At 74.0% G+C, this 18,050-nt stretch carries 14 protein-coding genes; 8 read left to right on the plus strand and 6 right to left on the minus strand.

What is annotated here, in order from left to right:
* Positions 1–266 precede the first annotated feature (266 nt).
* Positions 267–1,304, minus strand: coding sequence for a LacI family DNA-binding transcriptional regulator (locus ACWD6P_RS24395; protein WP_451446279.1), 1,038 nt, complete (start codon positions 1,302–1,304; stop codon positions 267–269).
* Between the two features lie 141 nt (positions 1,305–1,445).
* On the opposite strand from ACWD6P_RS24395, the gene ACWD6P_RS24400 reads away from it, so the two are divergent.
* Together ACWD6P_RS24400 and ACWD6P_RS24405 are read left to right on the plus strand one after the other, a co-directional pair.
* On the plus strand, positions 1,446–2,402 hold the full coding sequence (locus ACWD6P_RS24400) for an ROK family protein (protein ID WP_451446280.1): 957 nt from the start codon (positions 1,446–1,448) through the stop codon (positions 2,400–2,402).
* A 297-nt stretch (positions 2,403–2,699) separates the two neighbouring features.
* A complete protein-coding gene (locus ACWD6P_RS24405; RefSeq protein WP_451446328.1) occupies positions 2,700–4,592 on the plus strand; it encodes a protein kinase domain-containing protein in 1,893 nt (630 codons plus the stop codon).
* A 48-nt stretch (positions 4,593–4,640) separates the two neighbouring features.
* On the opposite strand, the gene ACWD6P_RS24410 is transcribed toward ACWD6P_RS24405, so the two are convergent.
* Complete coding sequence (locus ACWD6P_RS24410) at positions 4,641–6,710, minus strand: NPCBM/NEW2 domain-containing protein (protein WP_451446281.1); 2,070 nt, start codon at positions 6,708–6,710, stop codon at positions 4,641–4,643.
* A gap of 560 nt (positions 6,711–7,270) precedes the next feature.
* Here ACWD6P_RS24410 and ACWD6P_RS24415 point away from each other — a divergent pair.
* Positions 7,271–8,308 carry an NUDIX hydrolase gene (locus ACWD6P_RS24415; protein ID WP_451446282.1) on the plus strand — a complete coding sequence of 346 codons (1,038 nt, stop codon included), beginning with the start codon at positions 7,271–7,273 and terminating at the stop codon, positions 8,306–8,308.
* Positions 8,309–8,419: 111 nt separating this feature from the next.
* On the opposite strand, the gene ACWD6P_RS24420 is transcribed toward ACWD6P_RS24415, so the two are convergent.
* A complete protein-coding gene (locus ACWD6P_RS24420) occupies positions 8,420–9,793 on the minus strand; it encodes a M20/M25/M40 family metallo-hydrolase (protein ID WP_451446283.1) in 1,374 nt (457 codons plus the stop codon).
* Positions 9,794–9,975: 182 nt separating this feature from the next.
* On the opposite strand from ACWD6P_RS24420, the gene ACWD6P_RS24425 reads away from it, so the two are divergent.
* On the plus strand, positions 9,976–11,181 hold the full coding sequence (locus ACWD6P_RS24425; protein ID WP_451446284.1) for a geranylgeranyl reductase family protein: 1,206 nt from the start codon (positions 9,976–9,978) through the stop codon (positions 11,179–11,181).
* A gap of 57 nt (positions 11,182–11,238) precedes the next feature.
* Here the strand turns inward: ACWD6P_RS24425 and ACWD6P_RS24430 are convergent, their stop codons facing one another.
* On the minus strand, positions 11,239–11,679 hold the full coding sequence (locus ACWD6P_RS24430) for a nitroreductase family deazaflavin-dependent oxidoreductase (protein ID WP_451446285.1): 441 nt from the start codon (positions 11,677–11,679) through the stop codon (positions 11,239–11,241).
* 222 nt (positions 11,680–11,901) lie between these two features.
* On the opposite strand from ACWD6P_RS24430, the gene ACWD6P_RS24435 reads away from it, so the two are divergent.
* The 3 genes from ACWD6P_RS24435 (at position 11,902) to ACWD6P_RS24445 (ending at position 14,682) form a co-directional block, all read left to right on the plus strand.
* The gene (locus tag ACWD6P_RS24435) at positions 11,902–12,612 is read left to right on the plus strand and encodes a TetR/AcrR family transcriptional regulator (RefSeq protein ID WP_451446286.1); all 711 of its coding nucleotides are present in this window, start codon (positions 11,902–11,904) and stop codon (positions 12,610–12,612) included.
* Positions 12,613–12,715: 103 nt separating this feature from the next.
* Complete coding sequence (locus tag ACWD6P_RS24440) at positions 12,716–14,020, plus strand: sensor histidine kinase (RefSeq protein WP_451446287.1); 1,305 nt, start codon at positions 12,716–12,718, stop codon at positions 14,018–14,020.
* The gene (locus ACWD6P_RS24445; protein WP_451446288.1) at positions 14,017–14,682 is read left to right on the plus strand and encodes a response regulator; all 666 of its coding nucleotides are present in this window, start codon (positions 14,017–14,019) and stop codon (positions 14,680–14,682) included. Before ACWD6P_RS24440 ends, ACWD6P_RS24445 begins: the two co-directional genes overlap by 4 nt.
* A 62-nt stretch (positions 14,683–14,744) precedes the next feature.
* Here ACWD6P_RS24445 and ACWD6P_RS24450 read toward each other — a convergent pair whose 3' ends face one another.
* Together ACWD6P_RS24450 and ACWD6P_RS24455 are read right to left on the minus strand one after the other, a co-directional pair.
* On the minus strand, positions 14,745–15,515 hold the full coding sequence (locus ACWD6P_RS24450; RefSeq protein ID WP_451446289.1) for a maleylpyruvate isomerase family mycothiol-dependent enzyme: 771 nt from the start codon (positions 15,513–15,515) through the stop codon (positions 14,745–14,747).
* Entirely contained in the window at positions 15,502–16,809 is a 1,308-nt protein-coding gene (locus ACWD6P_RS24455) for an MFS transporter (protein ID WP_451446290.1), read from the minus strand. The genes ACWD6P_RS24450 and ACWD6P_RS24455 overlap by 14 nt, the downstream gene beginning before the upstream one ends.
* A gap of 17 nt (positions 16,810–16,826) precedes the next feature.
* Here ACWD6P_RS24455 and ACWD6P_RS24460 point away from each other — a divergent pair, with 17 nt between their 5' ends.
* Positions 16,827–18,047, plus strand: a complete 1,221-nt coding sequence (locus ACWD6P_RS24460) for an ROK family protein (RefSeq protein ID WP_451446291.1) — start codon at positions 16,827–16,829, stop codon at positions 18,045–18,047.
* Positions 18,048–18,050 lie beyond the last annotated feature (3 nt).

The following is an 18,050-nucleotide window of genomic DNA, read 5'->3' on the forward strand; positions in this document are numbered from 1 at the left end:
GGCAGGGTGTCCGGACGTAAAGCGAAGCAGTCCGGACACCCTGCCCCGGAGGACCGACACCGCACCCCGAAAAGCCCCGCGCAGCGGCAACCAGCTCGCCGCAGGCGAAACGGCGAGACACCCCCACGGCGGGAAAGCCGAAAAAGTCGGCCCAGGCAAAGCGCAGCGGAAGGGCTCGCCGCAGGCGCAACGGCGACAAACCCCCACGGCGGGCCAGCCGAAAACGTGGGCAGCAGGCAAAGCGCAGCGGAACGGCGGAAGGGCCACTAGTCCCCCGGCCGAATCTCCCCCGACCCGCGAGTGATCAGGCGGGTGGGGATCTCCTCGCGCCGTGGCGGGTCCGCGATGCCCTCCAGGCGGCGGAAGAGCAGTCCGGCCGCCGTGCGGCCCATGCGGGCCGGGTCCTGGGCCACGACCGTGATCGCGGGGCGGACGAGATCGGCCAGCTCGAAGTCGTCGAAGCCGACCAGCGCGACCGGGCGCGGCCGTTCGCCGAGGACGCGTACGGCGGTGACGGTGACGCGGTTGTTGCCCGCGAAGAGCGCCGTGACCGGCTCCGCCGCGTCCAGCATGGCGGTCGCGGCGGAGCGTACGCGGTCGGGGGCGGTGGACCCCAGCGACACCCAGGAGTCGTCAACGGGCAGGCCCGCGGCGGCCATTGCGGTGCGATAGCCGCGCAGCCGCTCGCGCGCGGTGTGGATCCGCGGCTGGTCGCCGATGAAGCCGATCCGGCGGTGGCCGTGCGCGATGAGATGGGCCACCGCGTCCTGGGCGCCGCCGAAGTTGTCGGAGAGCACGGTGTCGGCGTCGATCCGGCCGGCCGGGCGGTCCACGAAGACGGTGGCTATCCCGGCCGAGATCTCCGGCTCCAGATAGCGGTGGTCGTCGCCGGCCGGAATGACGACGAGCCCGTCCACCCGCCGTGCGCACAGCGCCAGCACCAACTCCTGTTCGCGGGCCGGGTCCTCGGCGCTGGAGCCGTTGATCAGCAGCGCGCCGTGGCTGCGCGCGACCTCCTCGACGGCGCGGCTGAGCGGTCCGTAGAAGGGGTCCGCCAGGTCCTCGAGTACGAGACCGATGCTGGCCGTACGACCCTTGCGCAGGATCCGGGCGGAGTCGTTGCGGCGGAAGCCGAGGGCGGTGATGGCCTCCTGGACACGGCGTTCGGTGTCCGGGGTGACCCCCGCTTCGCCGTTGACCACGCGGGATACCGTCTTGAGGCCGACCCCGGCGCGCGCCGCGACATCCTTCATCGTGGGCCGGGTGCCATAGCGGCGGGACGTGCCGCGCGCGGTGTCGGTCACGGTGTGCGGTCCTGATTCTGTCGGCGGCGGATGTGGCGTCGAGCATAGCCTCTAGACAACGTTGTCAATCGACGGAAGACTGTCGTTCGCACGCCGGGCCGGTACGCCCGGCCCCCGGGCCCACCAGGAGATTCCACACCGATGCAGACGGACCTCAGCGCAGCGTTGGACATTGGCGGCACAAAGATCGCCGGCGCTCTGGTGGACCCGCGGGGGAGACTGATCGTTCGAGCCGTCCGGCCCACGCCCGCCGACGAGGACGGGGCGACGGTGATGCGCGCGGTGGCCGAGGTGGTCCGGGAGCTGGCCGCGGCGCCGGAGTGGCGGCGGGTGGCGGCGGTCGGCATCGGCAGCGCGGGTCCGGTGGATGCCCGGGCCGGCACGGTCAGTCCGGTCAACATCCCGGGCTGGCGCGGTTTCCCGGTCGTTGCCGGGGTGCGGGCCCTGGTCGGGGAGCTGCCCGTCGTGCTGGTCGGTGACGGCGTCGCGATGACCGCCGCCGAGCACTGGCAGGGTGCCGCCCGCGGTCACGCCAACGCGCTGTGCATGGTGGTCTCCACCGGAGTCGGCGGCGGACTCGTCCTCAACGGCCGGCTGCATCCGGGGCCCACGGGCAACGCCGGGCACATCGGTCACATCAGCGTCGACCTGGACGGCGACCCCTGTCCGTGCGGGGCCCGCGGCTGTGTCGAGCGGATCGCCAGCGGCCCCAACATCGCCCGCCGGGCGCTGGCCGACGGCTGGCGGCCGGGCCCCGACGGGGACGCCAGCGCCGCAGCCGTCGCCGCCGCCGCGCGCGCCGGTGACCCCGTCGCCGTGCGCTCCTTCGAACGCGCCGCCCAGGCCCTGGCGGCCGGGATCGCCGCCACCGCCACCCTCGTCGAGATCGACATCGCGGTGATCGGCGGGGGCGTGGCCGGCGCGGGCGATGTCCTGTTCGATCCGTTGCGGTCGGCGCTGCGCGAGTACGCGACGCTGTCGTTCGTCTCGGGTCTGACGGTCGTGCCCGCCCTGATGGGGACGGACGCCGGGCTGGTGGGTGCCGCCGCGGCCGCCGCACAACAGTCCCGTCTCGATGCCTTCGTCCCCACCCCCTGACGCCCCCACGGGCCCCCGCGCGCCCCGTAGTCTGTTGCCGACCGCGCCGTACGGCGACGTACGGGCGACTTGCACGGCGTACGGGCACAGACACGGGTATCGAGGGGATCGGCGACGGTGACACCGGGGGAGCGCGAGCAGCGCGGGGTCGACGAGGCGCGTGGGGCGGACGGCGTGGGCGGACCCGCGGACGGTGTGCGCGGACCCGGTGAGGCGGGCGGCGCGGGCGAGGGTGTTCCGGCCGCCGCCGCGGCGAGCGGGCCCCAGCGCGGCCAGGACGCCGATCTGACCGGGCGGGTGCTGGGCGGCCGCTACCGCGTGACCGGACGGATCGGACGCGGCGGTATGGGCGTGGTCTGCCGCGCGGTCGACGAGGTGCTGGGCCGTGAGGTCGCGGTCAAGGTCCTGCGCGCCTACACCGACGCCTCCGCGCCCGAACTGGCCGATCTGCGGACCCGTATGCAGCGCGAGGCGCGGGCCGCGGCCCGTATCCGGCACTCCGGTGTGGTCACCGTCCACGACGTCATCGACGAGGACGGCCGGCCGGTCATCGTGATGGAGCTGGTGGACGGGCCTTCGCTGGACGACGCCCTGGAACAGCGCGGCACCCTCGACCCCCGGGAGATCGCCCGGATCGGCGCCCAGGTGATGGACGCGCTGGACGCCGCCCACCAGGTGGGCGTGCTGCACCGCGATGTGAAGCCGGGCAATGTGCTGCTGGACCGCAGCGGCCGGGTGGTGCTCACCGACTTCGGCATCGCCAGCATCGAGGCCCCTGGCGACGGTGCGACCACCAACATCACCCGCAGCGGTGAACTGGTCGGCTCGCTCGACTACTTGCCGCCCGAGCGGGCGCAGGGCCAGGACCCCACCCCGGCCTCGGACATCTGGTCGCTGGGCATGACGCTGTACGCGGCCGTCGAGGGCGGCGGCGCGCCGTTCCGCCGTACGTCGGTGTGGTCGACGCTCACCGCCATCGTCACCGAGGCGCTGCCCGAGCCCCGGCGGGCCGGCCCGCTCACCCCCGTACTGCATGCCCTGATGGCCAAGAGCCCGGCCGACCGGCCGTCCGCCGCCCAGGCCAGGAGCATGCTGCAGGCGGTGGCGGAGGGCCGGGAGCCGCTGCCGGGGCCGGTGCCCGGTGCGCCGCATCTGCCCACGGCGACGGATCTGCGGGCGGTCGCCCCGCCGCCTCCGCCGCCGGGGCCGGGCGCTCAGGCAGCGCCGGTCACCCAGCCGACGCCCGCACCGCAGCAGCACACTCCGCAGGGCGGTCCCGCCGAGCCCGGCCCCCAGGCGCCGGGCTTCTCGTACACCACTCCCGGCCCGGCCTGTGACCCGCCGGGTGTGGCTGCCGGTCCGGCCGTCGGCAGTACGGGTGTCCATCCGTTGCCCCAGAGCCCGCCCGGGCGGGACACGGAGCGGCTGCCCGCGCGTGGCCGCCGTCGTGTGGTGCTGGCCGTGGCGGCGGGGCTCGCGGTGCTCGCGGCCGGTGGCGGGGTGACGTATGCGCTGGTCGGCGGGGGGCCGAGCGACACGGTCGCGGACGGCGGACGGCGCCCGGCCAAGCCCGCCGAGACACCCGGCCGGCCCGGTACGCCGAGCCCGGACTCCGGCAAGGACGACGCCAAGGGCAAGGAGAACAGCACGGGGAAGAAGGGCGGGGACGGCGGGAAGAGCGCGTCGCCGTCGGCCTCGGACGGGCCCGCGGACGGCGGCACCTCGCACAAGCCCAAGCCCGGTGGCGCGGGCGGGAGTTCGGGGGAGCAGACCGGCGGTGACGGCGGCGGCCAGGGCGGTACCGACGGCGGTAGCGGCTCGGGCGGTTCGGACGGCGGTGCGTCCGGGGGATCCGGAGGCGGCACCACCACGACGGGCGGCAGCGGTGGCGGCGATCCGGCGCCGTCGACGTCGTGTGTGTCCATCGGCGGCGGCAAGACCAACTGTGACGTGTGGCGGAGCGCGAACTCGTACACCGCGTCCTTCCAGCAGGTCGGCACCCTGAACATGGGCACCAACTACTTCTACTGCCAGGCGAACCTGGGCCGCCGTGAGACGTACGGGGAGTGGACGAACGTCTGGTGGGCCAAGACCGATGACGACAGCGGCAATTCCGGGGTCTATGTCAGCGTCGTCTACCTCAAGGGCGGGGCGAACGACCAGCCCATCCCCGGGCTGCCCACCTGCTGACCGCCGGGCCCGCAACGCCGGCCCGGCGATCGGCCGTCCGTCCCCCGCTCAGCAGCCGAACTCGGCCTCGGCCCAGTCGGCGTGGTCGTGGTCGATCCCGTCCCCGCCGTCGGTCACCACGAGCCGGACGGTGCGGGCTCCGCTGACCGGGGCGCTGATCGTGTGTGCGGCGTCCGCGCCGGTCACGGTGCCGCTCTCGGCGACCCGCCGGCCGTCGGCCCACACCTCGAAGCCGGCGGAGCCGCGGTCGCCGGACTCGTCGTCGATGCCGATCCGGGCGCGGAACGCGGAGCACCGCCCGCCGGTGTAGAAGGTGACCTCGGAGGCGGCGTGGACGCCCAGGCCCCTGGCGAAGGCGGTGCCGCCGATGCGGATCGGCCGGCCGTCCCCGCCGTCGCTCTCCCCGACGCTGGTGTTCTTCTCGACGGGGCCCCAGCCGTTGTTCGCGGTCAGCCAGGGGAGTTCGGCCGCGTGCGCGGTTCCGGCCGGTGGCGGCACCACGACGTGTGCGGTGCCGGGCAGGGTGGTGGCGACCCGTTCGCCGCCCGGTGAGCGGTAGTCGGCGGTGAGCGGCAGAGCGTAGGCGCCCGGCGCGGTGCCGGCCGGTGCGGTGATCCGCCAGCCGGTGGTGAGCGTGACGCCGCCCGGCAGCGCGCGGGCCGTTGCGGGCGAGGTGGCTTCGGTCCGCCATCCGCGCGGTGCCTTGAGCGTCACGGTGAGGTGCTCGGCGGGGGTGCCGCCGAGGTTGCGGACGGTGGAGCGGAGGGCGGTCGCGGTGCCGGCCTCGACCAGCGGTGTGCGGTCGGTGCCGGTCTCGACGGCCGGCGGGTGGTCGGCCCAGCGCGCGTCGGCGGAGATGCGGTAGACGGTGGTGCCGTGCGGTGGCACGGTCGCGGAGACGGTGCCCGTGGTGTGGGTGTCGCGGTGCTCCCACAGGTCGCGCAGCCGGTAGCCGTCGGCCGGGGGAAGGCCCGCGTCCCGGGCGGTGGTGGTGATCCGCTGCGGCTGGTCGGTCTCGTTGAACAGCGCCACCGCGCGGTCGCCGTCGGCCAGTTGCTTGACCAGCGTCCAGCGGCCGGACGCGGACTTCAGTACGGTGGCCTGGCTGCCCAGCGGGTCCTGGTCGAGCGCGATGAGGTCCCGGTTCGCCAGGATCTCGAAGGTCTCCGGGGTCGCCTTGCGCAGATCGGAGCCGATCAGCAGCGGCGCGGACATCATCGACCACAGGGAGAAGTGGCTGCGGTACTCGGTGTCGGTCATCCCGCCGTTGCCGATCTCCAGCATGTCCGGGTCGTTCCAGTGCCCGGGACCGGCGTACGGCGCCAGCGGCAGGTTCTGCTTGGCGATCTGGAGCATGCTCGACCAGGAGTCGCTGATGTCGCCGGTGGTGCGCCACAGATGCCCTACGTCCGACGCCCACTCCCAGGGCTTGTTCTCGCCCCATTCGCAGATGCTGTAGACGATGGGCCGGCCGGTGGCCCTGAGCGCGTCCCGCATGGTGCGGTACCGCTGCTCGGCGTCCACGCCCTGGTTATTGCAGTTGTCGTACTTGAGGTAGTCCACGCCCCAGTCGGCGAACTGCCGGGCGTCGGACTTCTCGTGCCCCAGGCCGCCCGGGAATCCTGCCTCGTTGCAGGTCTTGGTTCCGGCGCTCGTATAGATGCCGAACTTCAGGCCCTTGGCGTGGACATAGTCGGCGACCGCCTTGATGCCGTGCGGGAAGCGCTTCGGATCCGGTACGAGCCTGCCGTTCGGGTCACGGGTGGGCAGCGCCCAGCAGTCGTCGAGATTGACGTACTGATAGCCGGCGTCCTTGAGGCCCTTGGAGAGGAAGAGGTCGGCGATGCCCTTGACCATCGCTTCGTCGAACTCCGCCCGGCAGTGCGTGGAGTTCCAGTTGTTGAAGCCCATCGGGGGCGTCTTGGCGAGCCCGTCGGGAAGCCGTGGCGCGGCGGCGGTGCGGGCCTCGGGCGCGGTGGCGGCGGGCGCGGGGGCGTCGGGCGTACGGGCCGCGGCGGGCGGCGCGGTCACCCCTGCCGTACACAGCAGCGCGGCGGACAGCGCTCCGACGATTCTTCGCGGGCCTCGCCGGTGGGTGGTGCGGATGTGAACGCGCATGGTTCGCGTCCTCCGTCTTCATGAGAGGTGCCGTGGGGGCGTGTACCTGTCATTGGCGGGTGTTTACGGTAGGGCTTGTTGGAGTCTGTTGGAAGAGGAGAGGGGCGGTTGCTTCATCGCCGACCAAATCCCTGGAACTGGCCCGGCGTTCGGGGTGAGGCGCACCTCGGGCGCGTTCGGTTCTGTTTGGTTCCGCTGGTGGGGCGAGGCCGCCGCATGGTGCCCGGCGCGGCGTGCGGCCGAACGATGCGCCGCCGTCATATGCGGCTCCCCGTGCGCCCGACGGGGTACGGGCACCCGGTATGCGGGTGAGGGTTTCGGTACAGGAGGGGCTGGGGAGCGCTTGTTTGCCGGGGGCTTCGCGGCGGGGGATACGGGACCGGCATCCTCCTCGCGGCGCGTTTCACGGCCGGCGCGTCCATGGGAAGCCGAAGTCTCCCTGGCCGGGCCGGAGATCGAAGGTGCACTGCGCCCGGTCGCCTGCGCGGCCCGTGGTCCCGAGCGTTTCCGTGGCAGGGTGTTGCGGGCAACTCACCTGGGTCTAGGGAAGAGGGGAAACCGTGATCGTCTGGCTGAACGGCACGTTCGGTGCGGGCAAGACCACTGCGGCTCATGAACTGCTCGACCTGCTTCCCGGAAGCACGCTCTACGACCCCGAACTCCTGGGCAGCGGACTGCGGTTGATGCTGCCGGCCAAGCGGTTCGAGGACGTCGGCGACTATCAGGACCTGCCGTCCTGGCGACGGATGGTCGTGGACACCGCCGCCGCGCTGCTCACCGAGGTGCCGGGCCCGCTGGTGACGCCGATGACCCTGCTGCGCCAGGAGTACCGCGACGAGATCTTCGGCTCCCTCGCCGCCCGCCGGATACCCGTGCGGCACGTTCTGCTGCATGCGGAGGAAACGATCCTGCGGGCGCGGATAGCGCACCGCGAGGACACGCCGGGGGACGAGGAGGGCACTGCGTCGGTCCGCCGCTGGAGCCTGGAGCACCTGGGCCCGTACGCCGACGCGCTGCCGTGGCTCACGGGCGATGCGCATGTCGTGGACACCACCCGGCTGACGCCCCGGCAGACCGCCGAACGGGTCGCCGAGGCCCTGCGCACCGGCGCCGGAGCCTGCGACATCGTCCAGACCCCGGAACCGACCGCCGAGACGCTCGCCGCCGGCGTACTGCTCTTCGACGGCCAGGACCGGGTGCTGCTCGTCGACCCCACCTACAAGGCCGGCTGGGAGTTCCCCGGCGGCGTCGTGGAGCGCGGCGAGCCGCCCGCCCAGGCCGGCGTACGGGAGGTCGCCGAGGAACTGGGGATCGAGCTGCCGCACCCGCTGCGGCTGCTGGTGGTGGACTGGGAAGCCCCCAAGCCGCCCGGTTTCGGGGGCCTGCGCCTGCTCTACGACGGCGGCACCCTGACCGATGAGCGGATCGGCAAGCTGCTGCTGCCCGGCGCCGAACTGCGCGACTGGCGCTTCGTCACCGAGGCCGAGGCCGAGAAACTGCTGCCGCCGGTGCGCTGGAACCGGCTGCGGTGGGCCCTGCGCGCCCGCGAACGGGGCTGTCCGCTGCACCTGGAGGCAGGCGTTCCCGCGTCCGGCTGATGCGCTGGTCCCCACGTCCGGGCCGCCCCGCCGTGGGCGTGTAGCGCCGTTGCCCCCCCCGCTGCCTGAAGGGCGTGGGGGAGCAACGGCGGGACGGCCGATGGCGCGGGGCTACTCCGCCGACACGCGCCGGCTCTCCGCGTAGTGCTGCAGGAACAGCGCCTCCGCCAGCGAGAGCCGCTCCAGTTCCTGCGGGGAGACGCTTTCGTTGACCGCGTGGATCTGCGCCTCCGGCTCGCTCAGCCCGATCAGCAGGATCTCCGCGTCCGGGTAGAGCGCGGCCAGGGTGTTGCACAGCGGGATCGATCCGCCCATGCCGGACGTCTGCATCTCCTCGCCGTCGTACGCCTCCCGCAGCGCCGCCGCCATCGACGCGTACGCCGGGCTGCCGGTGTCCGCACGGAACGGCTGCCCCTGCCCGACCTGCTCGACCGCGACCCGGGCGCCCCACGGCGCGGCGCTCTCCAGGTGCGCGGCCAGCAGCTTCGTCGCCTCCGCGGCGTCCGTGCCCGGCGGCACCCGCAGGTTCACCAGCGCCCGGGCGCCCGCCTGTACGGACGGGGTGGCGCCGATGACCGGCGGGCAGTCGATCCCCAGCACCGTGACGGCCGGCCGCGCCCAGATCCGGTCCGCGACCGTGCCGTTGCCGATCAGCTCGACACCCTCCAGAACCTTCGCGTCCTTGCGGAACTCCTCCTCCGGGTACTGCAGGCCTTCCCAGGCGGCGTCCGAGTCCAGCCCCTGCACCGTCGTCGAGCCGTCCTCGGCGCGCAGCGAGTCCAGGATCCGGATGAGCGCGGCCAGCGCGTCGGGGGCCGCGCCACCGAACAGGCCGGAGTGCAGATTGCCTTCCAGGGTGTCGACCTGGACCCGTACGAGCGTCATCCCGCGCAGGGTCGCGGTGACGGTCGGCAGGCCGATGCGGAAGTTGCCGGCGTCGCCGATGACGATGGCGTCGGCGGCCAGCAGCTCCGGGTGCGCCTCGGCGTACCGCTGCAGGCCGCCGGTGCCCTGTTCCTCCGAACCCTCCACGATCACCTTGACGTTGACCGGTACCCCGCCGTGCTCCGTGAGCGCGCGCAGCGCCGTCAGATGCATGACCACACCGCCCTTGCAGTCCGCGGCGCCGCGGCCGTACCAGCGGCCGTCGCGCTCGGTCAGCTCGAACGGCGGGGAGACCCAGGCGGTCTCGTCCAGCGGCGGCTGCACGTCGTAGTGCGCGTACAGCAGCACGGTCGGGGCGCCGGCCGGACCGGGCAGGAAGCCGTACACGGACCGGGTGCCGTCCGGGGTGTCCAGCAGCGCGACGTCCTGGAATCCGTCCGCGCGCAGGGCGTCGGCTATCCAGTCGGCGGCCGCCTCGCACTCGCTCGGCGGGAACTGCGCGGGGTCGGCCACGGACTTGAAGGCCACCAGCTCGGCCAGCTCGGCCCTGGCGCGGGGCTGCAGTGCGGCGACGGTCTGCGCGAGCGGGCTGTTGGACATGGAACGCTCCTTGTGGTCGCGGCGTTGTGCAGTACGGGCCGTCCGGGCCTCGTGAGCCGGACGGGCCGGACGTACGGGCATGAGTGCCCCCGATCTTCCCACAGGGCGTTCGCGCGGCAGCGGCCCGTAGGATGCGGGCGGTACGACGCGCAGCCAGGCATCGAACGGGAGCAGAAGCACAGGTGAGCAGCGAGCGGGCAGCCGAGGACAACCAGCGGGTGTGGGACGTCGTGGTGGTGGGCGCGGGGCCGGCGGGCGCCTCGGCCGCGCATGCCGCGGCCTGTACGGGACGCCGGGTGCTGCTCCTGGAGAAGGCGGCGCTGCCCCGCTACAAGACCTGCGGCGGCGGCATCATCGGCCCCTCGCGGGACGCCCTCCCGCCCGGGTTCGACCTGCCGCTGCGGGACCGGGTGCATGCCGTGACGTTCTCGCTGAACGGGCGGCTGACCCGCACCCGCCGCTCGAAGAACATGCTCTTCGGCCTGATCAACCGCCCCGAGTTCGACTCCCGGCTGGTCGAGTCGGCCAAGGACGCGGGCGCGACGGTCCGTACGGGCGTCACGGTCTCGCGGGTGGAGCAGCACGGCGCCGAGGTGCCGGACCGGCGCACCGTCGCGGTGGTGCTGGGTGACGGCGAGGTGGTGCTGGCGCGCGCCGTGATCGGCGCGGACGGCAGCGCGGGCCGGATAGGCGCACACGTCGGGGTCAAGCTCGCCCAGGTCGACCTCGGTCTGGAGGCGGAGATCCCGGTGCCCGAGACGGTCGCCGAGGACTGGGCGGGCCGGGTGCTCATCGACTGGGGCCCGATCCCCGGCAGCTACGGCTGGGTCTTCCCCAAGGGCGACACCCTCACCGTCGGCGTCATCTCCGCACGCGGCGAGGGCGCGGCGACCAAGCGCTACCTGGACGACTTCATCGGCCGGCTGGGCCTCGCCGGCTTTGAACCGAGCATCTCCTCCGGGCATCTGACGCGCTGCCGTGCCGAGGACTCGCCGCTGTCCCGGGGCCGGGTGCTGGTGTGCGGCGATGCGGCCGGGCTGCTGGAGCCGTGGACGCGCGAGGGCATCTCCTTCGCGCTGCGGTCCGGCCGGCTCGCGGGGGAGTGGGCGGTGCGGGTCGCCGAGGCGCATGACGCGGTCGACGCCCGCCGGCAGGCCCTCAACTACGCCTTCGCCATCAAGGCGGGCCTCGGTGTGGAGATGGGTGTGGGCCGGCGGATGCTCCAGGTCTTCTCCCGCCGCCCCGGCCTGCTGCACGCCGCGGTCACCGGCTTCCGGCCGGCCTGGCAGGCCTTCGCGAAGGTCACTCGCGGCACGACGACGCTCGCCGAGATCGTGCGTACGAACTCGATGGCACGGCGGGCGCTGGAGGCGATGGACCGGCGGTGAGCCGGGACGGGGCCGGGACCGGGCCGGGTCCCGTTCCGTGACCGGGCCGGGTCCCGTTCAGGATTCGGTGATCCGGAAGACGGGGTGGCGGGGGGCGGCGGCGAGGAGTTCCTCGTCGGTGGAGTCGGCGGTGAGGCCGCCGAAGTAGGACCTGACCTCCCAGCCCCAGCGGTCGAGGTAGGCGCGCAGCAGGGCCGGGGTCTCGGCCGGCGGCAGTTCGACGGCGGTGAACGGGCGGGTGCGGCGGCCGACGCGGAGTTCTCCGCCGCCCGCGGCGCGCATATTGCGCACCCACTCGGAGTGGCCGCGGGCCGAGACGAGGTAGCGGCCGCCCTCGTATGCCAGCGGGTTGACGGGGACGCGCCGCCATTCGCCGCTCTTGCGGCCGCGGACCGCGAGGTCGGCGGAGCCGGCGAGGCTGATACCGCGGCGGGCGAGCCAGCCGATGGCGCCGTTGAGACGGACGGCGAGGCGGCCGGGCTTGAGGTAGTGGGTCATGGGGTTCCGTTTCCTCGGTTTCTCGGGTCCTGTGGGTGGGAGCGCGGCGGAGTGCGGCGTGGGGGGAGGAGCGGGGAGCGCTGCGTGCATGTGAGAGCGGTGCTCTCGGTTGCGAGCGGTGATCGCACCGTCCATGAACAGTGTGCATGCGGGCGCCGCATCAAAGCAAGAGCAGTGCTCTCGTTTTTGTTCGGTGCTCTGAAAGCTGGCACACTGCTCACCATGACTGCGATCCGAGGAGCCAGAGAACGGGCCCGTGGCGAGATCACCGAGGCCATCAAGGCCGAGGCCCGCAAACAGCTCGCCGCGGAGGGCGCCGCCAAGCTCTCCCTGCGCGCCGTCGCCCGCGAGCTCGGTATGGCCTCCTCCGCGCTCTACCGCTACTTCCCCAGTCGCGACGAGCTGCTCACCGCCCTGATCGTGGACGCCTACAACGCGGTCGGCGAGGCCGCCGAGCACGCCCGCGACGCCCTCCCCACGTCCGACGCCGACCGCCCCGTCGCCCGGTGGACCGCCATCTGCACCGGCGTACGGGACTGGGCGCTGGCCCATCCGCACGAGTACGCGCTGATCTACGGATCCCCCGTCCCCGGCTACCGCGCCCCCGGCACCACCACGGAGCCGGCCGCCCGCGTCGGGCTCGCGCTGATCGGCGTCGTCCGCGACGCACACGCCGCCGGCGCGCTCCAGGAGCCCGCGGAACCGCTGCCCGACGCGGTGGTGGGCGATGCGCTGGCCCTCGGCGCGCAGCTGGGTGTCGAACTGCCGGGCGCCGTACTGGCGCGGCTCGTCGGGGCCTGGGCGCAGCTCTTCGGGCTGCTGAGCTTTGAACTCTTCGGCCAGTTCCACCGGGTGGTCGAGGCGCGTACGGAGTTCTTCGAGCAGGCCGCCCTCCAGCTCGCCCGCAGCGTCGGGCTCCGCACCCCGCGCTGACCTCCCCGCCGACCGCACCCGTGTCCCGTACTCCCGCGGGAGTACGCCCGATCACTGCCCCGGGCTGACGCCGCCCCGCCCCGCCGCGGTCTAGCGTTGCGGCATGGAGAACGCACGGCCGCCGTGGGCGCGGCGCCGCCTCGGCCCGGTGTGGGAGCGGTGGCTGTCGGCGCCGCCCCAGGAACCGCGCGGCCGGTCCGTCGCCCGGCTGCCCTGGCTCTCGACACTGGCCGTGACGGTCTTCGTCATGGTCGGCTCGGGTTTCGCCGGGCGGAGCCAGCCGGACCGCGTCCCGCTGGACGCCCCAGGACGGGCCCTGCTGATCTTCGGCGCGGCCCAGCTGCTCTTCCGGTACCGCTGCCCGCGCACCGTCGCCCTCGGCACCGCCGCGACCAGCGCCGTCTACCTCGTCGCCGGCTATCCGTACGGGCCGGTCTTCCTCACCCTCGCCCTGGGGGCCTTTGCGGCGATCGTCGCCGGGCACCGCAAGGCCGCCTGGTGCGCGCTGGGCGGGGTGTGGGCCGTCCACCTCCTGGTCGCCCACTGGCTCTACCGCTTCCTTCCGCCCCCGCACGACGGGCCCGCCCCCTGGGGCCAGGAACTGTTCGTCACCGCCTGGGCGGTGGCCGTGGTGGCGCTCTCCGAACTCGTACGGGTGCGCCGCGAACAACTCGCCAGGGCACGTGCCGAACGGGCCGCCGCGGAGCGCCGCCGGGCCGACGAGGAGCGGCTGCGGATCGCCCGCGAGCTGCATGACGTCCTCGCGCACTCCATCTCCGTCATCAACGTCCAGGCGGGCGTGGGGCTGGCGCTGCTGGAGCGCGACCCCGAGCAGGCGCGCAACGCGCTGACCACCATCAAAGCCGCGAGCAAGGAGGCGCTCGGCGAGGTCCGCCAGGTCCTCGACACCCTGCGTACGCCGGGCGACGCCCCGCGCTCCCCGGCCCCCGGACTGGACCGGCTGCCCGAACTCACCGCACAGGCCAGGAGCGCCGGCCTCACGGTGGACGTCACCACCGAGGGCACCCGCGCCGCCCTGGCGCCCGGCACCGACCTCGCCGCCTTCCGCATCGTCCAGGAAGCGCTCACCAACACCGTCCGCCACTCCGGCTCCCGCACCGCCCGGGTGCTGCTCCGCTACGTTCCCGGGGCACTGGAGATCCGGGTCGACGACGACGGCCCGGCGACCACCGGTCCCGGCGAGCTGACCGGCGGCGGCAACGGCCTGGCCGGGATGCGGGAACGGGCCGCGGCGCTGGGCGGCACCGTCGAGGCCGGCCGGCGCCCCGACGGCGGTTTCCGCGTCCTGGCCCGCATCCCGCTGGAGAAGCCGCGGACGACCGAGGAGGACCGGGCCCTGGACGCGGATACGGTGACCCGGAACCCCGCCACCGAGGAGGAGCCGTGATCCGGGTACTGCTCGCCGACGACCAACTGCTGGTCCGGGCCGGCTTCAAGGTGCTGCTGGACGCCCAGCCCGGCATCGAGGTGGTCGCCGAGGCCGCGGACGGGCAGCAGGCGCTGGCCGGGGTGCGCGCACACCGGCCCGACGTCGTCCTGATGGACATCCGGATGCCGGTGCTGGACGGTCTGGTCGCCACCCGCCGGATCACCGAGGACCCGCAGCTCGCCGATGTGAAGGTCGTCATGCTGACCACCTTCGAGCTGGACGAGTACGTCTTCGAGGCGATCCGCTCGGGGGCCTCCGGCTTCCTGGTCAAGGACACCGAACCGGAGGAGCTGCTGCGGGCCGTGCGCGCGGTGGTTGCCGGGGACGCACTGCTCTCGCCCGGTGTGACCCGCCGTCTGATCGCCGAGTTCGCGGCCCGCTCCAAGGAACCCGCCGCGGCCGGCGCCCTGTCCGGGCTCACCGACCGGGAGCGTGAGGTGATGGCCCTGGTCGGCATCGGTCTGTCCAACGAGGAGATCGCCCGCCGCCTGGTCGTCAGCCCGCTCACCGCGAAGACCCACGTCAGCCGCACCATGGTCAAGCTGGGCGCCCGCGACCGCGCCCAACTCGTCGTCCTGGCCTATGAGTCGGGGCTGGTGCGGCCGGGCTGGCTGGGCTGAATCCGGACGACGTCCCGGCCAGGGCGGAGCGCGCCCGCGGTCCGCGATGCGCCCCGCGCGCCTCAGATCCCGCCGCACTCCCGCCACAGCTCGGGAAGGGCCTTGTCGCCGGTGATCGTCAGGGTGTCCCAGGACAGGCGGTTCCACAGGGCGAGGTAGAGCTCCTCGGCCGGGCCCTCGATCGTGCAGTCGGCGGGCTGTGCGGGCTCCGGGCCGTCCGCGCCGGCGCCGGCGGTGGCCGTACGCACCGTGTGCGGGGGCGCCGCGGAGAGGCGGACGGTCCAGTCGGCGCCGGGGGTGTCGGTCGCGCGCAGCCGCAGCGTCCGCGGCAGGTCCGTACGGAGCCGGCTGCGGTCGAGGGAGTGAATGCCCGTCAGGAGTTCGTCGATGCCGTCGGCGGCGAAGGCGGCGGGAAGCGGGGTGAGGGAGGCGCCGATCGCCTGCTGGGCGTCCACGCGGTGCACGGACGTCTCGTGCGCCTGGCGGCGCGCCCAGAACTCCAGCGGGGACGGTGCGGGCCAGAACGTCCAGGCCGACAGGTCCTGCGGGGCCGTGTGCAGGGCCAGGACGAGCTGGTGGTGGCCCTCGCGCAGCCAGTCCACCAGCTCGCCGTCGGCCAGGTCCGGTGCCGCGGCGGGACGGCCGTACTGCTGCACGCCCTGCGTCACGATCTCCGTGGCCCAGCGGTGGACCCGCCCGACATGGACGACCAGATCCCGCATCTGCCACTCGGGACACGCCGGGACCGAGGCGTTTGGCCCCGCCTCCTCGGCGGCGTCGGCGAGCAGCCCCCCGTCCAGGCGCAGCGTTTCGACGAACTCAGTGATCTCCATGCTCACGAGTGTGCCAGCCGCCACTGACAGCCGGCCGCCGCGGGCCGCGGGTCGCATACGCGATCCCGGCCGCGGCCGCGGCGAGCAGGGCGACCGTCGTCAGCGCGACGGGCAGGCCGAACGCCTCGGCGAGGAACCCGATGGCGGGCGGGCCGAGCAGCATGCCGCCGTAGCCGATGGTCGAGGCCACCGCGACGCCGTCCGCGCCGCCGCTCTCGCCGGCCCGGGCGATGGCGACCGGGAAGATGTTGGCGAGCCCGATGCCCGCGACGGCGAAGCCGAGACAGGCCGACCAGGCGGTGGGCGCGAGCGCGCCGAGCAGCATCCCGGCGGTCGCCGTCGTCCCGCCCGCGATCAGCGACCGGGCCGGGCCGAAGCGCTGCACCACCGCTGTTCCGGACAGCCGTCCCAGGGTCATCGCCAGCGCGAACACCGCGTATCCGGCGGCGGCCATCCCCGGACCGGCACCCAGGTCCTGGGAGAGGTGCAGCGCACCCCAGTCGGCCATCGCCCCCTCCCCGTACGCGGTGCACAGGGCGATCAGGCCGAACACGAGGACCAGACGGGCCGGACGCCGCCCCCGTCCCTCGCCGGCGGTCCCGGGGCCGTCCTGCGCCGCCGGCATCCGCTCGGGCACGACCGGTGCGGGGTGGGTGTGCAGTACGCGCCCCGCAACGGCCGTCGCCAGCAGGCCGGTTGCGGCGAGCAGCGACAGATGGGCGAGGGGGGAGAGGCCGCCCGCGATCAGTGCGCCGAGCCCGGCGCCGAGCATGCCGCCGAGGCTGAAGGCGGCGTGGAAGCTCGGCATCACCGGGCGGCGCAGGGCCGCGATGAGGTCGACGGCGGCGCTGTTCATCGCGACGTTGAGGGAGCCGTACGCGGCGCCGAAGAGCAGCAGGACCAGCCCCAGCGCGGTCGCCGAGCGGGTGAGCGGCGGCAGCACGATGCTCAGTGCGAGGGCGGCCGCGGAGGCGGTCGTCACGGCATGGCTGCCGAACCGCCGGCACAGCCGCCCGGTGATCATCATGAAGGCGACCGCGCCCGCCGACACGCCGAGCAGCGCGAGCCCGAGGGTGCCCGCGCCGGCGCCGGTCTGCGCCTTGATCGCGGGAATGCGCACGACCCATCCGGCGAAGAGGAAGCCGTCCATGGCGAAGAACGCGGTGAGGGCGATGCGCAGACGGGTCAGCTGGGGCTGATCGTGGGGGTTTCGGTGGGTTCGGGGGTGTCGATCGGTGGGTGCGGAGCCCTGGTCCCGGGTGAGGACCCTCCGTATTTTGTTTAGCGTCGGCACAAAGCCAGAATAGGGGTGTGACCCAGACTCGGACAACCAGGCTGGAGCGGGGCCGTGGCGCCCTCGGACCCGCACTGGAGCTCGTACACACCGGACGCGCGCCCACCCGCGCCGTCCTGACCTCCGAACTCGGCGTTACCCGCGCCACCGCGGGCGCCGTGGCCGCCGAGCTCGAAGCCCTCGGCCTGATCACCGTCGACTCCCGGCCCACCGCATCCGCCGGCTCCCAAGGACGCCCCTCCCACCGGCTGTTCGTCAACGAGAACGGCCCCGTCGTGCTCGCCGCGCAGATCCACGCCGACGGGTTCCGGGTCGCGCTGGTCGGCCTGGGGGGCCGCATCGTGGCGACCTCGACCGGCTGCGGCACCATCCCCGCCGACCCGGCCCATGTCCTCGCCGACGTCGTGGCGGCCGGCGCGGACCTGCTGCGCGAGACCGGCCGGCGCTGCCTGGGCGCCGGCCTCGCGGTGCCGTCCGCGGTCGCGGAACCGGACGGCGAGGCCCTCAACCCGCTGCACCTCGCCTGGCCTTCCGGCGCCCCCGTACGGGAACTCTTCCTGCGTGCGCTGACCGAGGCCGGCATCCCGGCTGCGACCGGGACGATCGGCTTCACCGGCAACGACGTCAACCTCATGGCGCTCGCCGAACACCGGCACGGCGCCGGCCGGGGCGCCCGCGATCTGCTCTGTGTGGCCTCCGGGCACCGGGGCGTCGGCGGCGCGCTGGTGCTCGACGGGCGGCTGCACAGCGGGAGTTCGGGCCTGGCCCTGGAGGTGGGCCATCTGACCGTCAACCCCGAGGGAGCCCCCTGCCACTGCGGCAGCCGCGGCTGTCTGGACGTCGAGGCGGACCCGCTCGCCTTCCTCATCGCGGCCGGCCGAGAGCCGGGCCCGGAGGTCTCGCTGCTCCAGCAGGCGGCCGAGCTGCTCCGGGACGAGTACGCCGACCCGGGAGTACGCGCCGCGGCCGATCTCCTCATCGACCGCCTCGGACTGGGCATCGCCGGACTCGTCAACATCCTCAACCCCGACCGCATCATCCTCGGCGGGCTGCACCGCGCCCTGGTGGAGGCCGACCCGGAGCGGCTGCGCGCGGTGGTCGCCGACCGCAGCCTGTGGGGCCGCAGCGGCGGGGTGCCGATCCTGCCGTGCAGCCTCGACCACAACAGCCTGGTCGGCGCGGCGGAGCTGGCCTGGCAGCCGGTGCTGGACGATCCGCTGGCCGTGGTGGAGGGGTAGCGG

The organism is Streptomyces sp. NPDC002446 (assembly GCF_053595675.1).